Genomic DNA, 15,573 nt, shown 5'->3' with positions numbered 1-15,573 from the left:
CCCCCCTCGTGGGGGAGATGTCCGGCAGGACAGAGGGGGGCGCGAAGGAACGCGGCTTCACAGCCAGAAGCGTTAACATCTGCAGGTCCGGCGTGCGACATGCAGCAAGACGGCGCCCCTCTGCCCTCCACAAGGGGGAGATCAGCAGTTCGGGCGCCGTTTCCTACAATTCTAATCAAATGCCGCCGCGGATTTTTGCTTCCCGGTAAAGCGACTCGGCGATGTTCGCGCCGTGGCGGGCAATAAGGAGAAGCTAATGAAAAGCGACTTTGCCGCCGCCCACCTGCACCTCGACCGGGCCTGCCACTACCTGCGCGGCGACGATGAAACGAGCCGCGCGGCGCTTGCGGCGCTCGACCTTGTGATCGAGGCAGTGGCGGCAGCCCAGCATGCCAGGCCGATGGCCGATGTGCTGCCCTTTCCACGGCGCGCGAATGGTGGTGTCCCCCGCTTGCAACCTGACTTATCTGCCTGAAAAGGCGGGAACATTCCGGCCGGCCGCACGTTGAAGCGACAGGGGTGTGGCCGGTCGATGTCAAGGCGAGGACCGGCCATGGCGGTGGGAGGCGCCCGGCAGAATGTCCCAGACGAATGCCGCAAAATCCACAGATGCAGCTGTGGCAAGGCCGACAGAGACAGCTGCGCCGGCAAGATCCACCGAGAAGGCCGCGCCGCCGCGCGCTTCCGACACGCTGGCGCTGAAGCTCAGCTCCCCTGAATTCACCACGACGCTGTCGCATTTCCATCGCGCCGAGATCGCGCGCATGGCGGGCTGGCGCGACCGGCTCGACCGCACCAGCAACTGGGCGATCACGGTGGTGGCGGCGATGCTGTCGGTATCGCTGTCGACGCCCAGCGCGCATCATGGCGTCCTTTTGTTCGCCATGCTCCTGATCACGCTGCTGTTGTGGATCGAGGCGAGGCGCTACCGCTTCTTCGACGTCTACCGCGCCCGTGTGCGGCAATTCGAGCGCTACTACTTCGCGCAGATCTTTTCGCCGCAGCCGGACTATGCTTCCAACTGGCTCGCGATCCTCGGCGAAGGCCTGCGCTCGCCGCGTTTCCTGATCACGCAGCGCGCGGCGCTGATCCGCCGGCTGCGCCGCAACTACATCTTCATGTACACGATCCTGCTGCTTGCCTGGATCCTGAAGATCACCACGCCGAGCCTGTCGCGCGAAGGCTCTCCCCTCGGCTTCGGCGCCTCGCTCGTCGACACGTTCCGGGTGGCGACGCTCGGCCCAATCCCCGGCGTCGTCGTCGTGTGCGGCGTGGCCGGCTGCTACCTCGCGCTGCTCGCCGCGGCGTTCCTGGTCCGCGCCGATGACGGCGAGCTGTCCTTCGGCGACGTGCATGTGTGAGGGAGGGGAGTAGTGAGTAGGGAGTAAGTTTGCGATGGGAGTTCGCGGCGTCTACGTGGCCTGAGACTCTTGACCTACTCCCCTACTCCCTCACCTACAGCGACAGCGCCGTCCGAAACTCCTGGGTCGAATTGCGGGCGGGATAAGGCTCTTCCGGCACGGGAACGCCTAGATGGGCGCAAAGCGGGGGCCAGCCGTCGCCGAGCTTGTGGACCAGCAGACGTTCGGCCGGCACGGTACTCAGCACCGCCTCGACATTGTCCCGATAGATCGCGATCGCGTGGGCGCGATCCTGCGGGCGGCCGTCAAAAGCCTGTTTCGAAATGAGCGAGATGCCGAGCGACTCCTGGTCCGTGCTGCCGACGATCGCCGGCAGGATGGTTTTTTCGAAACTCTCCCACCAGCTTTCAGGCGAGCGCCAGGTCAGGATGACGCGCGCCTGCGGATAGATTTCGATCAGCTCGCGCCAGTAATGCGCCGAGGGCCAGTCGACGCAGGATTTATAACCAGCAAAGAGCTTGTCCCAGTCGGGCGCGGCGCCCTTGGCCAGCGCCCGCCAGAGCAGCTTCTGCTCCTCATGCGCCATCACCTCCGACATATGATGGCAAGGGCCGAAACCCAGCATGGTCAGCGCCTCGCGCATCGAATCCGTCCCGGTCCGGCCGAAGCCGGTTCCAATCACCTTGAGCGACATTTCCCCTCCTCCTTCGTTGCGATCAATCTCCCTGGACCACGAGCCGCAGGCGGTTGCCTTCCGGATCGGCGGTCGAGATAATGCGACCGTCCCTTTTCACCGGTATGTCGGCCGCTTCGAGCCTGCGCTCCACGGCGGCGAGCTCCTGCGCGGAGCCAAGCTCGATGGTGAAATGGTCGAGGCCGGCTGCACCCGGCGGCGGCTCGCGCAGCTCGTCGCGCGCCCAGATGTTGAAGGCCACCATATGGGCGCGGCGCGCCGTGCCGCAGTCGAACATGCCGAAAGTCCGGGACTGGATATGCGGCCGGAAGCCGAGCACCCCGAGATAGAATTTCATCAGCATCTCGGGCGCGCGGGCGCGCAAATGGATGTGGCCGATAAAGGCTTCCTGCGCCATCTTCGGCTCGATATGGCCGGAATTGCCGAGGTCGCGCAGCAAGCCCGATACGTCCAGCGGCTCGAGCCCCGAATGCCCGCTGCCGTCGGTGGCAATCAGAGTCACGCGGCCATTGGGCGACACGTTGCGGCGCAGCAAGCGCTGCGGCGTGTCGAAGCAGATCTCGATGCCGTTACCGGAGGGGTCGGAGACATAAAGCGATTCCGAAACCAGGTGATCCTGGGCGCTGAACCGTAGGCCAGATGCCTTGAGGCGGGCGGCCGTATGCGCGAGATCGCGGCGGCTGGTGATATGGATGGCGACGTGGAAGAGATCGCGCGCCTTCTGCGGCAGCGGTGCCTCCGCGCCGGCATGGAGCACGATCAGCGTCCGGCCGCCGGCGCCAAGCTTCGCCATGGTGGCGTCCTCGCCAAGCAGCGCCAACCCAAGCGCGTCGCGCCAAACATTCAAGGCCGCCGGCACGTCGGTCACCTTGAGATGGACCGGCCCGAGACGGGTCACCGGAGACAGCAATCCATCATCCATCGTCGTCTGTCCGATTGCGGCCAATGACATATTAGCTGTGAATGAATTGCCTGTCGCGCTCCAAGTTCGGGTTGACCCCTTCCCGGCGGGCGGCGACTATTGCGACGGCCGGTTTTCTGGAATTGGTTCAGCAGGAGGAGATCGCATGGACGAGACCGAACAGTGGCGCAATATGGCGAGCGCGCCGCGGGACGGCAGCCGCATCCTGGTGACGGTGCGTTCCTCCGAGCAGGGACCGGCCGAGGTCGACATGGCCTACTGGTCGCGCGCCGACCAGTTCGGCGAGGAAGGCTGGCGGGCGTCGGACTCCTCGCCCGGCCGCATCGTCGAATATGCAGAACCGGAACTCAGATGCTGGATGCCGCTGCCGACCGCAGGACGCGGGACAATGCCCAGCCCGTGGGAGGGAGATGACGTGCCGCTGGTGGACGGGGAGGGAATTTAAGCGCCCTTCTCCCCAGGGGTTCCACAAGGGGAGAAGGTGGAGCCTAATCGTCAGAACAAGAACGCCGCCGTGGCCGGATCGGGTCCCGTCCGGCCGTCGGCCGAATCCAGACCGTGAACGGTCTGCATATCGTCCGCGTCCAGCTCGAAGCCGAAGACGTCGAAATTGCCGGCGATGCGCTCCCGGTGGATCGACTTCGGAATGACGACCAGCCCCTCCTGCAGGTGCCAGCGGATGATGACCTGCGCCACCGACTTGCCGTGCTTCTTCGCGATCTTCTCCAGCGTCGGATCGGCCAGCAGCCGGCCGCTGCCCAGCGGGCTCCAGCTCTCGATACGGATGTTGTGCCTGGCGTGAAAATCGCGCTTGTCACGCTGCTGGAAGCGCGGATGCAATTCGATCTGGTTGACGACCGGCGTCACGCCGGTCTCGCCGATGATGCGCTCCAGATGGTCCTGGTTGAAGTTCGAGACGCCGACAGACTTGATACGGCCGGCCTTCCGCAGCTCGATCAGCGTCTTCCAGGCCTCGATATATTTGTTCTGGCTGGGCACCGGCCAGTGGATGAGGAACAGGTCGATCTGGTCAATGCCGAGCTTCTGCATCGTCTCGTCGAAGGCGCGCAGCGCCGCGTCACGCTGATGCGCGCCGTTGCGCAGCTTGGAGGTAATGAACAGCTCGGCGCGCGGGACGCCGGCAGCACGGATCGCCTCGCCGACGCCTTCCTCGTTGCGATAACCCTCGGCGGTGTCGATCAGCCGGTAGCCGGCCTCGATGCCCCAGCGCACAACCTTGGCCGTGATCTCCGGATCGACCTGCCAGACGCCCAGCCCGATCTGCGGGATGGTGGCGCCGTCGTTCAATTTGAGCTGTTCGGGCATGGGAGGTTCCTTTTGGAAGGGAGGGTGGTGCCGACTATGTAGGCCACGGGTCGGGGAATGCCAGTCAGGGAGAGGGAAGATGGCGCGGCGCCGAAGCTGCTGATCTCCCCCCTCGTGGGGGAGATGTCCGGCAGGACAGAGGGGGGCGCTGTCCCGCCAGCGTCTCAGGTCGCCGATGCCAGTCCCGCCGTTATAACAATATGCTGGCACACATTGTCGATATCTCGGGTGACGTCGTCATTCCAGAAGCGTAGAACGATCCAGCCATCCTGCTCCAAGCGCTTGGTTCTGATCTCGTCGGCATTCGCACGGTCTGCATCGCTATGCTGCGAGCCATCGACTTCTACGACCAGCTTCTTCTCCGGACAGGCGAAGTCGACAATAAAGCCAGCTATCGGGAACTGCCTTCGGAAACCCAGGCCCATCAGCCGATGTGCACGAAGCTCATTCCAAAGCTTCAACTCTGCGTCGGTCATGACCTTGCGCATAGATTTCGCGTTGTTGCGATGTGTGGGCGGAAGAGGTGTATGCGGCATGGTCGCAACCAAGCTAAGGGTTGGGTCACCAACGTTTCTACTCTACGGCGCCCCCCTCTGTCCTGCCGGACATCTCCCCCACGAGGGGGGAGATTAGCAGTTCCCGCGCCTCAGCCCCTCGCCCCGAACCGCAGCCCATCCATCAAGAGCTTCACCAGCCGCCCCGACCGCTCGCGCCAGTCTGGCGTGTTCGGCGCCGAGTAGATGCCGCCCAGCGCATGCATCACATCGGAGGCGTCGACGTCGGCGCGGATTTTTCCCGAGGCGGCGGCGGCCTCGATCAGGCTTCGCATGGCGCCCGAGACGCGGCCGGACGTGTCGGAGAACAGCGTCGAGTTGGTGGTGAGCAACAGGCGCAGGCTGGTGGCGAGGCCGCGCTTGGTGGCGATGTAGTCGACGAAGCGCTGCATCCAGAGCTCCAGTGCGACATCGGCAGTGTGCTCCCGGGCGAGTTCCTCGGCGGCGTGGCAAAGTCCTTCCACCTCGCGGCGATAGACGACCTCGACCAGATGCTCGCGGGTTGGGAAATGGCGATAAAGCGTGCCGATGCCGACCCCTGCCCGCTTGGCGATCTCCTCCAGCGAGGCGTCGACGCCATCGGTGGCGAAAGCCTGCGCCGCCACCTGGACCAGCCTGTCGCGGTTGCGTTGCGCATCGGCGCGCAGCGGCTTTGGCGCATGCGCGTCGCGCTTCGCTTCAGCGGTCATTTCCTGGTCAGGCACTTTTTTCTCCACCGAACGCAATATGGGGGTTGAACCATGACCGGCCAGACCCCACGTAAATAAACGGAGGCGCCTCCGTTTTAGTGGAGTGCTTTTATCATATAACCAGGGGAAGCGGTATGTCACGTAGAGAAGGACGGGAAACGCACCCTGGTCGGTGGAGCGCGGCGATGAGGCTGCTGATCTCCTCCTTGCGGGGGAGATTAGTCTCCCCGCCGACGGCGCCTTCCTCAAACGTTGCCCTTGCCCCTCCCCTGCCAAGTCCCATTTCCATCCCTAGCGTCCAGCAATCGGAGCCCGACGCCCCATGACCAGCCAGACCATCATCGATCCTCCCGAAGACGGCCATTTCAGGAACGGTCTTGCCGCCAACGGTTCAACCCTTAGTCCCACCACGCTTTCACTCCACCTCACCATCAATGGCCAGACCCACGCGCTGGAAATCGAACCGCGCGTGACGCTGCTCGATGCGCTGCGCGAACGGCTCCACCTCACCGGCACCAAGAAAGGCTGCGACCAGGGCCAGTGCGGCGCCTGCACCGTGCACGTCGACGGCGAGCGCGTGCTGGCCTGCCTGACGCTCGCGGCCCAAGTCGAAGGGCGCTCGATCACCACCATCGAGGGCCTTGCCGGCGAGGACGGCACGCTGCATGCCGTGCAGGCCGCGTTCCTCGAGCAGGACGCCTTCCAGTGCGGCTATTGCACGCCGGGACAGATCATGTCGGCGGTGGCCTGCATCCGCGAGGGCCATGCCGGCTCCGACGAGGAGATCCGCGAATACATGGCCGGCAACCTGTGTCGCTGCGGCGCCTATCCGCACATCGTCGCCGCCATTCGCCAAGCCGAACAGGAGCTGCGCTCGTGAGAGATTTTTCCTATCTACGCGCCGACAGCGTCGAGGCCGCGCGCAATGCCGCCGCTCTTCCCGGCGCCATGCTGCTTGCAGGCGGCACCACGCTCATCGACCTCGCCAAATGCGGCGTCGCCGAACCCTCGACCGTCATCGACATCAGCCACATCGAAGGGCTCAACGCCATCGATGTCACCGCCGACCGCGCCGTGATCGGCGCGCTGGCCAGGATGAGCCATGTCGCCGACCATACTTCCGTGAAGAGCTGCTTCCCGGCCGTATCGGAAGCCCTGTGGCAGGCGGCCTCGGCGCAGTTGCGCAATATGGCGACCATCGGCGGCAACCTGATGCAGCGCACGCGCTGCCCCTATTTCCGCGATCCGCAAAACTTCCCGGCCTGCAACAAGCGCGCGCCCGGCAGCGGCTGCTCGGCGATCGGCGGCGTGACGCGCGGCCATGCGGTGCTCGGCGTGAGCGAGGCCTGCATCGCCACGTATCCGGGCGATCTCGCCGTGGCACTCGTTGCCTTCGACGCCGAGGTCGATCTCGGCGGGCGCAAGCTCAAGGTCGAGGATTTCTTCCTTGCGCCAGGCGCCACCGCCGAGCAGGAGCACGACATCCGCCCCGGCGAAGTGATCACCGCAGTAGAGATCCCAGGCTCGGCCGCGGCCAGACGCTCGACCTACATCAAGGTGCGCGACCGCCAGTCCTATGAGTTCGCGGCGGCAAGCGCCGCGGTCGGACTGGAGCTTGAAGGCGACGGCCGCACCATCCGCGACATCCGCGTCGCGCTTGGCGGCGTCGCGACGAAACCGTGGCGGGCGCGCGCCGTCGAAGAGGCGCTGAAAGGCAAGCCGCACGACGAAGCCACGATCCGCAAGGCGAGCGAGCTCGCCATGGACGGCGCCGTCGACCATGGCGCCAACCACTACAAGATTGCGCTGGCGCCGCGCGTGATCGCGCGCGCCATTCTCAAATTGGGAGAGACGGCATGACCGTTCATGACATGAAACACGCCGCGTCCGACAGCGCGCGTCTCGAAGCGGTCGGCGGGCGGCTGTCGCGCGTCGACGGCCCGGCCAAGATCACGGGCGCAGCGAAATATGCCTTCGAGCAGCAGCTCGAGGGGCTGACGCATGCGGTGCTGGTCGGCGCAACGATTGCCGCCGGCAAGGTGACGGCGATCGACGCCCGCGCGGCCGAGACCGCACCCGGTGTGCTCGCCGTGCTGACGCCCGACACCATCATGGAATTGAGGGGCGCATCGGACTGGCTCGGCAACCCGCCCTCGCAGCCGACCTACGCGCCGCTCGTGCGCGAGGTCACCTTTTCCGGCCAGCATGTCGCGGCGGTGGTGGCCGAGACATTCGAGCAGGCGGTCGCCGCCGCGGCGCTGGTCAAGGTGTGGTATGACGAGACGCCGGCCATCGTCGACCTGAGCGACGGCAAGGCGGGCGACGGCATCCCGATCGACGCCATGACCAAGGAATGGGGCGACGCTGAAGCCGCCTTCGCCGAAGCGCCTGTGCGCATCTGCGCGGCCTACAACACGCCGCGCGAATTCCAAGCCGCGATGGAGCCGCATGGGCTGATCGCGCGCTGGGAAGGCGACGAGCTGACCATCTGGGAGCCCAGCCAATGGCTCGATGGCATGGCGCGCACCTATGCCGAGTGGTTCGGCCTGCCGTTCGAGAATGTGCGGCTGGTCTCGCCCTATATCGGCGGCGGTTTCGGCTCCAAGGCGCTGGCCCTGGCGCACAGCGCGGTGGCGGCGGCTGCCGCCAGGATGCTCGACCGGCCGGTGAAGCTGGTGCTCACCCGCCCGCAAAATTTTACGTCCTATGGCGGTCGCGCGGCGACGCGTCAGACCGTTGCGATCGGCGCCGACAGGGATGGCAAAATCCAATCGATCGTGCATCGCGGCGTCAACGAGACGGCGGTCGACGGCATGTGGGTTGAGCCGCTCGGGTCGGTCACCTCGATCATGTATGCCACGCCCAACTTCTCCTCGAAGCAGAATGTGGTGCGGGTCAATACGGTGGTGCCGGGCGCAAAACGCGCGCCGGGCGAGAACCCGAGCGCCTTCGGTATCGAAAGCGCCATCGACGAGCTTGCCTATGAGCTCGGTATCGATCCGCTGGAGATGCGGCTGATCAATTATGCCGAGCAGGACCCGCATGCGAAGAAGGCGTGGTCGACACGCCAGTTGCGCGAGGCCTTTGCCGCCGGCGCGGAAGCGTTCGGCTGGGCGAAGCGCAGCAACGCGCCGCGCTCGATGCGCGACGGCCGCCAGCTCATCGGCTGGGGTGTCGCGGCGGGCACCTATCCGGTGCGACGCGCGCATGGCGAGGCGGTGGTGAAGCTGCTTTCCGACGGTTCGGTCGAAGTCGAAAGCTCGTCTATCGACATGGGCCAAGGCACTTACACGATCCTGGCGCAGACCGCCGCCGAGACGCTTGGCGTGCCGGTGGAGCGGGTGTCGGTGAAGCTCGGCGACTCGCATTTCGCCCGCGCCGGCGTCACCGGCGGCTCGCGACTTGCCGGCGTCATGACCGGCGCCGTCCACAAGGCGGCAGGCCAGGCGCTGGACGAGCTGATCGGGCTGGCGCTTTCCGACCCGCGCTCGCCGTTCCAGCAGCTGCAGGCGAACACGCTGCAAGTGAGGGACGGCCGCATCGCCTCGCCGCGCGGCGAAGGGCCGGACCTGTCGATCGCTGACTTCATGATGGCGATCGGCCGCGACCAAATCGAAGCCAAGGGCGACACGCTGCCGGCCAGCACGACGCCGGAAGAGCGCTACAAGAACTACACCACTATAGCCATGTCGATCCCGCACACCGAGGGCGACTATTCGCGCCATTCCTGGTGCGCGCATTTCGTCGAGGTGCGCGTCGACGAGGATTTCGGCACGGTGCGCGTGTCGCGCGTGGTGTCGGCGCTGGATTCAGGCCGGCTCTACAACCCGAAGCTGGCGGAAAGCCAGTGGAAGGGGGGCATCATCATGGGCATCGGCCAGGCGCTGCTCGAGGAAGGCATCATCGACCGTCGCCACGGCCGCATCGTCAACGGCAATTTCGCCGACTACATGCTGCCGACCAATGCCGATATCCCAGACATCCAGACCATCTCGGTCGGCATCCCCGACCCGCACTCCTCCGCCCTTGGGGGCAAGGGCGTGGGCGAACTGGCAATCGTCGGCATCGCGCCGGCGATTGCCAACGCAGTGTTCCACGCGACAGGGAAAAGGGTGCGGGATCTGCCGATCACGCTGGAGAAGCTGATCTGAGGTCGACGCCAGGGACGGCCTCCGCCCTGGCCGGCGGCAGGTGTCGCGCCGACGGGCCGAGCGCGCGGCATCATCTTCTCGGCCCGCGTCGGCGGCGTGAATGCCTTTACGACACGAGCAAAACCCCGGCGCGAGGCCGGGATTTGTTCGGTCTGTCAGATCAGAACTTGTAGCTGAGGCCGACCCGCAGATCGTGCGTCTGGAGATCGACATCCGCCACCGTGTTGATACCATCCGATGCCGAGAGATCCTTAGTGCCGAAGTCGGAGTAGCGATATTCGACCCGAGCGATCCACCTCTCGGTGAAGGCGTGCTCAATGCCAACTCCAACCGTCCAGCCGACATGGGTTTCGTCGTGGAGTAGCGTGCTGTCGCTGCCGGTAGTCCCGGTGATTTCGTACTTTGCCGCTGCTACGCCTCCAGTGATGTAAGGCAATGTCCGATCGAAGGCATAGCCAGCCCGCAGCCGCGCCGAGCCCGACCATTTGAGTTCGCTCTTGAGCAACGTGCTGCCGCCGGCGAACATCGTCAGTCCCTCTGCATTGCTGTACGCAAGGTCAGCCTCGGCACCGAGCACGAAGCGGTTTGCCATTTCCTGATTGAAGCCGATATGGACGCCGCCAATAAAACCGTCCGAATCCATGGGGGTGACAACATCGGCACTCCCGCCGCCATAGTTGAAGACGGTAAGATCGGAGTTTGCCGCTACGTAACCGAAGTGAGCGCCAGCATAGAGGCCGGACCAGTCGTAGTCGGCGGCAACGGGCAAGGTTTCATTGATGTCCGCCGCCGACGCGATGCCGACAGGCGCGAGAATGAAGGCCGTGGCGAGAAGAACCGTTTTCACTGTTTGCTATCCCAATGTTGCTTCCCCAGCCGCGAAATGCTCGGCGGCGATCCGGGTGTCGTCGAGGTTTTGCATTGTTCGCCAGCGACGTCTTGGGCTGGACCGCACCTGAATTGTCCTGGAGAGCGCCGCAACGCTTTCCCGGTCGGTGTGGCCATACAGCCTCAGTCGATTGCCGGTCTGGACGCAACGGTTGGGTGAGACTCTACCTGGCACCGCCCGGCGCCGACGAGGAATTCGGCGCGGCCAGCTCAGCGGCGGGCGGCAGCCTGATCAGTTACGAAAGGCATGCCTATGTCCGAAATCAGTTTGACGAGATCTGCTTGGCGCCTCGTGCCGGTCTTGGCGAATATCCGGTTGAGATGGGTCTTCAACGTGTTTTCACTGATGCCGAGCAACGAGGCGCTCCTGGACGCGGGCAATCCGCTGCCGATCCGCAGGAGGACCCGTGCCTCCGCGGGAGTAAGATCGAACAGCGTCGTGAGAACGGCCTCCGGCAGCGGAGAAGAGGACGTCGTGGTCGATACGAAGACGGCAGCGCAGGCGGGCCGGAAAGCCGCGCGCGCAGTTCCTTCGGTCAGCGGCAACACATAGGCTACGGCGGGCGGTTGACCCGGCGCTGAAACGGGCAGCCCTATGCCGCGAGAGCCAAGCGAAGCATCTGCGCCGGCAGCGCTGGCTAATGCTTCCGCCAAAGCGCGGGCGACCACCGGATTCTGCGGTTGGAGCAGGCCCTTCCTGGAAAGAATGGGACCCTGCCCGGAAAACATCCGGTCGGCAGCCCCATTCGCATGGAGGATTGCTCCGTCGGCGCCGGCAAAAACGATAGGCACGGCGAGATGGTCGAGCGCTTCGCGATAGAAATTGGCGGTAATGCGGGTCTGATCGAGCAGATCTCCAATCAGGGAAGCGCGACGCAGATGCGGCGAGAGCAATGCCAGGAACCGCTGCTCTTCAACGGTTATGATACCCCTGTTGGCACGCGTGGTGCAGCCCATGAGACCAATCCGGTCCGGCGTGTGAACGAATTTGGTGATGCAAGCCTCGCGCAATCCCTGCGGTCCGGCCCAATTCTGGAAGAACGGCGTTTGCTGGAGCTCGGCCTCGCTCATATGCGACAGCGTCGCAACAGGCGTGTCGATGTCGCCAATGACCGCGGCCTTCAATCCGGGAATTTCGTCAAAGTCATAATCCTCCTGGAGCGCGCGCATTTGCACCGGATCCCAAGCTGATTGAGCCGCGAAACGGCCCTGATTGTCAGCAGTGCTGGCCAGCGCGACAGTGGTATAGGCAGCGTCTACAGCTTCGGTGATCCGGGTCATCACTCCGGTCCAGCCTTCCGGATTCAAAACGCAATCATAAATTTCACCGATAATCGAATAAAGGACTTCGCTGCTAAGCCTTTCCACCGTTTCTCCTAATCCAGGCATGCCCCGCCCCTCACAGGATGGATGGCGGGCAAAAATGAAACCAGCACTTTGACAGCGGCCCGGTGCAAGGACACCGATCCCGCCTGGAGGATTTTGCTGGCGTCATACTTTCGGGTGACGCCAAGCGTGGTGGGCTCGATTAAGGGGCTCAATCAGCTGAACGCCGACCGCTCAATGTTGCTGGTAACTCCTGGAATGGAAAGTGTCGCGTTCGATTTTTTTGAGACTGCGGGTTTTAGCGGGCGCTTCCTTGTCACGAAAGACGGTGTTTTCATCGGCTCGCCGGTTGAGGTCTTGATGCTGTTACGATGCAGGCAGGGGAACGTGCTTGCAGTATGAGGGATGCTTGCACAGGATTATCTACAATTCCAGCGACCTGATCGGCGGCGAACAAATCCAGAAAGAGCAGTGGATCTCAACGCTGTCATCCGGTTACGCCCGTCTGCGTGCCGATCCGGCCGTCGGCAGATCGTTCGAAGGCGAACTCAGGATTGTTCGAACTTGCGACGTTTCGGTGGGCACGATCCACGGCACTGTCAAATCGATATCGAGAACCACTGAAGACATTGTGGCCCAGAGTACCAACAATGTCGTGTTGCTTCTCAATGCCGGACACTCCGCGCTCAGCGTCGACCAGTCGGGAAGGAGCGTCGATCTGAGTCCAGGCGCGTCCGTTCTTGTCGAGCAGAGCGCTCCGTCAATCATCCGAGTGAGCGACGGACAATGCGGCCTGATCGCCGTGCAGACCGATCGCGAACGCGTGCATCAGCGATGTGCAGGGTTTGAGGATCGCCTGATGACGGCCGTGTCTAGCTCCATGATGATCAACGCCCTTGTTCGTGCCTATGTCGGCGTTCTGGCCCATGAGAAAGAAGCCGAGTCTCAACTGACCATGCAGTTCGTGGCCGATCATATTGCCGATCTGATCGCCGCCACCGCTTCCCCTACCGCACCTGTGACGGCGGACGACAATGCGGACGCGCGAGGTCTACGTGCGGTACGGACGCAAGCGATTCTGACTAAAATTCGCAGCGGCTTCACCGATCCAGAAATCTCCGCGCAGGGCGTCGCAAAGGAACTCCGTCTGTCGACGCGCTATATCCACGACATCCTCCAGGAGACGGGTATCAGCTTCTCCGAGCGTGTGCTCGAGCTGCGCTTGCAAAGCGCACATAAGATGCTCGCCCAAAGACACAAAGACGGTATGCGGGTCAGCGAAATTGCGATGATGAGCGGTTTCAGCGACGTGTCCTACTTCAATCGCTGCTTCCGCCGTCGCTTCGGCTACACGCCGACGAGCGCCAGATAGATGCGGACGGCTCCGGCAATGGCCAGGCGACGCGATTCAGGTTCCCTCTGCGCCGAGGCAATGGGCGACGCTAACGCGATCGATGATGCAGAACCACCACGACGCGCAGAAAGTCCATGGCACTTCTCTCCAGTCCAATTCCGGTGCTGTCCCGCCCAAGACAGTATCTGGCTCCAATGACATATCGACCTCAGGGCGAAACAACAGTCATCTCAGGGGATTGAATGCTGCGGAATACATTTGCCGGCCGCAAGGCCACGCCAACTTCGACCGCGCTGACGAGTTACCTCAATCCTTTACGCAATCCTCAGCATATGGCCAGCGTCAGTTCGCTCGCGCTGATGATCGCCACCGCGGGAGCGATGCTGCCGGCAGCGGCGGCGGACGCGGTCTGGAGCGGCGCAACGTCAAGCGATTGGTCCGATCCCGGCAACTGGACTCCGAATGGGCTGCCCGACGCAGCTACTTGGGTTACGCTCGGCACGCTCACGCCGAACCCCACCGTGATAAGCGGGCTTAGCGCCAACGGGCTCGTGGTTTTCGTGGGGAGGAATGCCGGTGACGTCGGTTTGCTGACAATCACCAACGGCGGAACTCTTAGTGATTCACAAGGGGCCGTTGCCCGATTCGCAGGCTCTACCGGTACGGTCATGGTGGACGGCGCGGGATCGGCATGGCTGCATGCCGATGATTTCTATGTCGGGGCCGAAGGCACCGGGACGGTCTCCATTCTCAATGGTGGCTTGATCAGCAATGTGGGAGGCATCCTGGGCGACAGCGACGACGCCGTTGCGGTCCTGTCCGTCGACGGCGCGGGTTCGACCTGGACCAACAGCTCAACCTTGGCGGTTGCGCGTTTCGGCACCGGCACGCTCAACATTTCCAATGGCGGAACGGTCAGCGACACCGATGGGTCCATCGGCAAGGGCATTGCTTCGAACGGCACGGTCTCGATCGACGGCGCCGGCTCCACCTGGACCAACAGCGGCTCGCTGACCGTGGGCGACAACGGCATTGGCCATCTGACAATCACCAACGCCGGTTCAGCCACCACCGCGATCGGTACGATTGGTTGGCATGAAGGCTCCACCGGCACGGCGACGGTCGATGGCGCCGGTTCGACCTGGACAAACAGCTCCAAGCTGATTGTGGGCGATTTCGGTAAAGGCGCCCTGGCGATCAGCCAAGGCGGCGCCGTCAGCAACGACACGGCCTACGTCGGCAACTCGGCGGGCTCGACCGGCACGGTGTTCGTCGATGGCTCAGGCTCGAGCTGGACAAACAATTTCGACCTGTTCGTCGGCAACCAAGGCACAGGCACCTTGGCGATCTCGCATGGCGGCACGGTCAACAATGTCTCTGGGACTATTGGCGCGGAGGCAGGCTCGACCGGTATGGTGTTTGTCGACAACGCGGGCTCTACTTGGACAAACAGCGGATCGCTGACCGTCGGCGATTTGGGCACGGGCACGCTGGGGATCTCGCACGGCGCCGTCAGCAACGGCTCTGGGGTTATTGGCGCGAATGCCGGCTCGACCGGCATGGTGTTCGTCGACGGTGCCGGCTCGACCTGGACCAACAACTTGAGCCTCACTGTCGGCTATGCCGGCGCTGGCACGCTGAATGTCTCGAACGGCGCTGGGGTGACTAGCGACTCGGGCTATGTTGGCTTTTCCTTAGGTTCTGCTGGCGCTGTGACGGTAAGCGGCCTGGGCTCGACCTGGACCGCCGGCTTGGAGCTTCTGGTCGGCGGCTCCGGCACCGGTGCGCTAACGATTTCGAACGGCGGGGCGGTAAGCAGTGGCGGTGGCTTTGTGGCGTTCGGCAACGGCGTTGGCACGGCGACGGTCGACGGCGCTGGCTCGACCTGGACCAACACCGGCGACCTTGATGTCGGCGAATTCGGCACGGGCACGCTGACGATTTCGAACGGTGGCACAGTCAGTAATGACTCTGGAACTATTGGCGCGCAAGCGGGCTCGATCGGTGCGGTGACCGTGGATGGCACGGGCTCGACCTGGACAAACAGCTTGAGTCTCGCTGTCGGGTCTGCTGGCGCTGGCACGCTGAACGTCTTGAACGGCGGTGGGGTGAGTGGCGACTCAGGCTATATTGGCTTTTCCTTAGGTTCTGCTGGCGCGGTAACGGTAAGCGGCGCCGGCTCGACCTGGACCGCCGGCTTGGAGCTTTTAATCGGCGGCTCCGGCACCGGAGCGCTAACGATTTCGAACGGCGGGGCGGTAAGCAGTGGCGGTGGCTTTGTGGCGTTCGGCAACGGCGTTGGCACGGC

Annotated in this window: 15 protein-coding genes and 1 pseudogene; 9 read left to right on the top strand and 7 right to left on the bottom strand. The window is 63.9% G+C overall.

The features are described 5' to 3' along the window. Positions 1 to 256: 256 nt before the first annotated feature. Together LB520_RS08845 and LB520_RS08840 are read left to right on the top strand one after the other, a co-directional pair. On the top strand, positions 257 to 475 hold the full coding sequence (locus LB520_RS08845) for a hypothetical protein (RefSeq protein ID WP_224548928.1): 219 nt from the start codon (positions 257 to 259) through the stop codon (positions 473 to 475). 103 nt (positions 476 to 578) lie between these two features. Then, on the top strand, positions 579 to 1,361 hold the full coding sequence (locus LB520_RS08840; RefSeq protein ID WP_224548926.1) for a DUF2270 domain-containing protein: 783 nt from the start codon (positions 579 to 581) through the stop codon (positions 1,359 to 1,361). A gap of 94 nt (positions 1,362 to 1,455) precedes the next feature. Here the strand turns inward: LB520_RS08840 and LB520_RS08835 are convergent, their stop codons facing one another. Together LB520_RS08835 and LB520_RS08830 are read right to left on the bottom strand one after the other, a co-directional pair. Beyond that, on the bottom strand, positions 1,456 to 2,055 hold the full coding sequence (locus LB520_RS08835) for a sulfotransferase family protein (RefSeq protein ID WP_224548923.1): 600 nt from the start codon (positions 2,053 to 2,055) through the stop codon (positions 1,456 to 1,458). Positions 2,056 to 2,077: 22 nt separating this feature from the next. Then, on the bottom strand, positions 2,078 to 2,977 hold the full coding sequence (locus tag LB520_RS08830) for a VOC family protein (RefSeq protein WP_224529514.1): 900 nt from the start codon (positions 2,975 to 2,977) through the stop codon (positions 2,078 to 2,080). A gap of 145 nt (positions 2,978 to 3,122) precedes the next feature. Here LB520_RS08830 and LB520_RS08825 point away from each other — a divergent pair, with 145 nt between their 5' ends. After that, entirely contained in the window at positions 3,123 to 3,422 is a 300-nt protein-coding gene (locus tag LB520_RS08825) for a hypothetical protein (protein ID WP_095768322.1), read from the top strand. Positions 3,423 to 3,472: 50 nt separating this feature from the next. Here the strand turns inward: LB520_RS08825 and LB520_RS08820 are convergent, their stop codons facing one another. From LB520_RS08820 to LB520_RS08810, 3 genes are all read right to left on the bottom strand, one after another. After that, the gene (locus tag LB520_RS08820) at positions 3,473 to 4,303 is read right to left on the bottom strand and encodes an aldo/keto reductase (protein WP_224637235.1); all 831 of its coding nucleotides are present in this window, start codon (positions 4,301 to 4,303) and stop codon (positions 3,473 to 3,475) included. 164 nt (positions 4,304 to 4,467) lie between these two features. Then, the gene (locus LB520_RS08815; RefSeq protein WP_224637234.1) at positions 4,468 to 4,839 is read right to left on the bottom strand and encodes an endonuclease domain-containing protein; all 372 of its coding nucleotides are present in this window, start codon (positions 4,837 to 4,839) and stop codon (positions 4,468 to 4,470) included. A 110-nt stretch (positions 4,840 to 4,949) separates the two neighbouring features. Further along, positions 4,950 to 5,546: a TetR/AcrR family transcriptional regulator gene (locus LB520_RS08810; RefSeq protein ID WP_140845469.1), complete on the bottom strand. Its 597-nt coding sequence runs from the start codon at positions 5,544 to 5,546 to the stop codon at positions 4,950 to 4,952. Positions 5,547 to 5,976: 430 nt separating this feature from the next. Between LB520_RS08810 and LB520_RS08805 the strand changes: the two genes are divergently transcribed. From LB520_RS08805 to LB520_RS08795, 3 genes are read left to right on the top strand one after another with little or no spacing between them, the layout of a single operon-like run. Beyond that, positions 5,977 to 6,426, top strand: a complete 450-nt coding sequence (locus LB520_RS08805; RefSeq protein ID WP_318012086.1) for a (2Fe-2S)-binding protein — start codon at positions 5,977 to 5,979, stop codon at positions 6,424 to 6,426. Continuing rightward, complete coding sequence (locus LB520_RS08800; RefSeq protein WP_224637232.1) at positions 6,423 to 7,406, top strand: FAD binding domain-containing protein; 984 nt, start codon at positions 6,423 to 6,425, stop codon at positions 7,404 to 7,406. The genes LB520_RS08805 and LB520_RS08800 overlap by 4 nt, the downstream gene beginning before the upstream one ends. Beyond that, positions 7,403 to 9,697, top strand: coding sequence for a xanthine dehydrogenase family protein molybdopterin-binding subunit (locus LB520_RS08795; RefSeq protein WP_224548914.1), 2,295 nt, complete (start codon positions 7,403 to 7,405; stop codon positions 9,695 to 9,697). The genes LB520_RS08800 and LB520_RS08795 overlap by 4 nt, the downstream gene beginning before the upstream one ends. 160 nt (positions 9,698 to 9,857) lie before the next feature. Here the strand turns inward: LB520_RS08795 and LB520_RS08790 are convergent, their stop codons facing one another. Both LB520_RS08790 and LB520_RS08785 read right to left on the bottom strand, forming a co-directional pair. Continuing rightward, positions 9,858 to 10,544 carry an outer membrane protein gene (locus LB520_RS08790; RefSeq protein ID WP_224548912.1) on the bottom strand — a complete coding sequence of 229 codons (687 nt, stop codon included), beginning with the start codon at positions 10,542 to 10,544 and terminating at the stop codon, positions 9,858 to 9,860. 251 nt (positions 10,545 to 10,795) lie between these two features. Then, complete coding sequence (locus LB520_RS08785; RefSeq protein ID WP_224548910.1) at positions 10,796 to 11,953, bottom strand: helix-turn-helix transcriptional regulator; 1,158 nt, start codon at positions 11,951 to 11,953, stop codon at positions 10,796 to 10,798. Positions 11,954 to 11,995: 42 nt separating this feature from the next. Here LB520_RS08785 and LB520_RS08780 point away from each other — a divergent pair, with 42 nt between their 5' ends. From LB520_RS08780 to LB520_RS08770, 3 genes and pseudogenes are all read left to right on the top strand, one after another. Beyond that, positions 11,996 to 12,313 (top strand): hypothetical protein, encoded by a 318-nt coding sequence (locus tag LB520_RS08780; RefSeq protein ID WP_224548908.1) that lies wholly within the window; start codon positions 11,996 to 11,998, stop codon positions 12,311 to 12,313. Positions 12,314 to 12,320: 7 nt separating this feature from the next. Then, complete coding sequence (locus LB520_RS08775; protein ID WP_224637231.1) at positions 12,321 to 13,283, top strand: AraC family transcriptional regulator; 963 nt, start codon at positions 12,321 to 12,323, stop codon at positions 13,281 to 13,283. 224 nt (positions 13,284 to 13,507) lie between these two features. After that, a pseudogene (locus tag LB520_RS08770) lies at positions 13,508 to 15,573 on the top strand (autotransporter outer membrane beta-barrel domain-containing protein); the annotation flags it as partial.

This window comes from Mesorhizobium sp. CA12, from assembly GCF_020165255.1.
In the GTDB taxonomy this organism is placed as follows: domain Bacteria; phylum Pseudomonadota; class Alphaproteobacteria; order Rhizobiales; family Rhizobiaceae; genus Mesorhizobium.
Note: the sequence above shows the minus strand (reverse complement) of the source record. Positions and strands in the feature narration are given on the sequence as shown.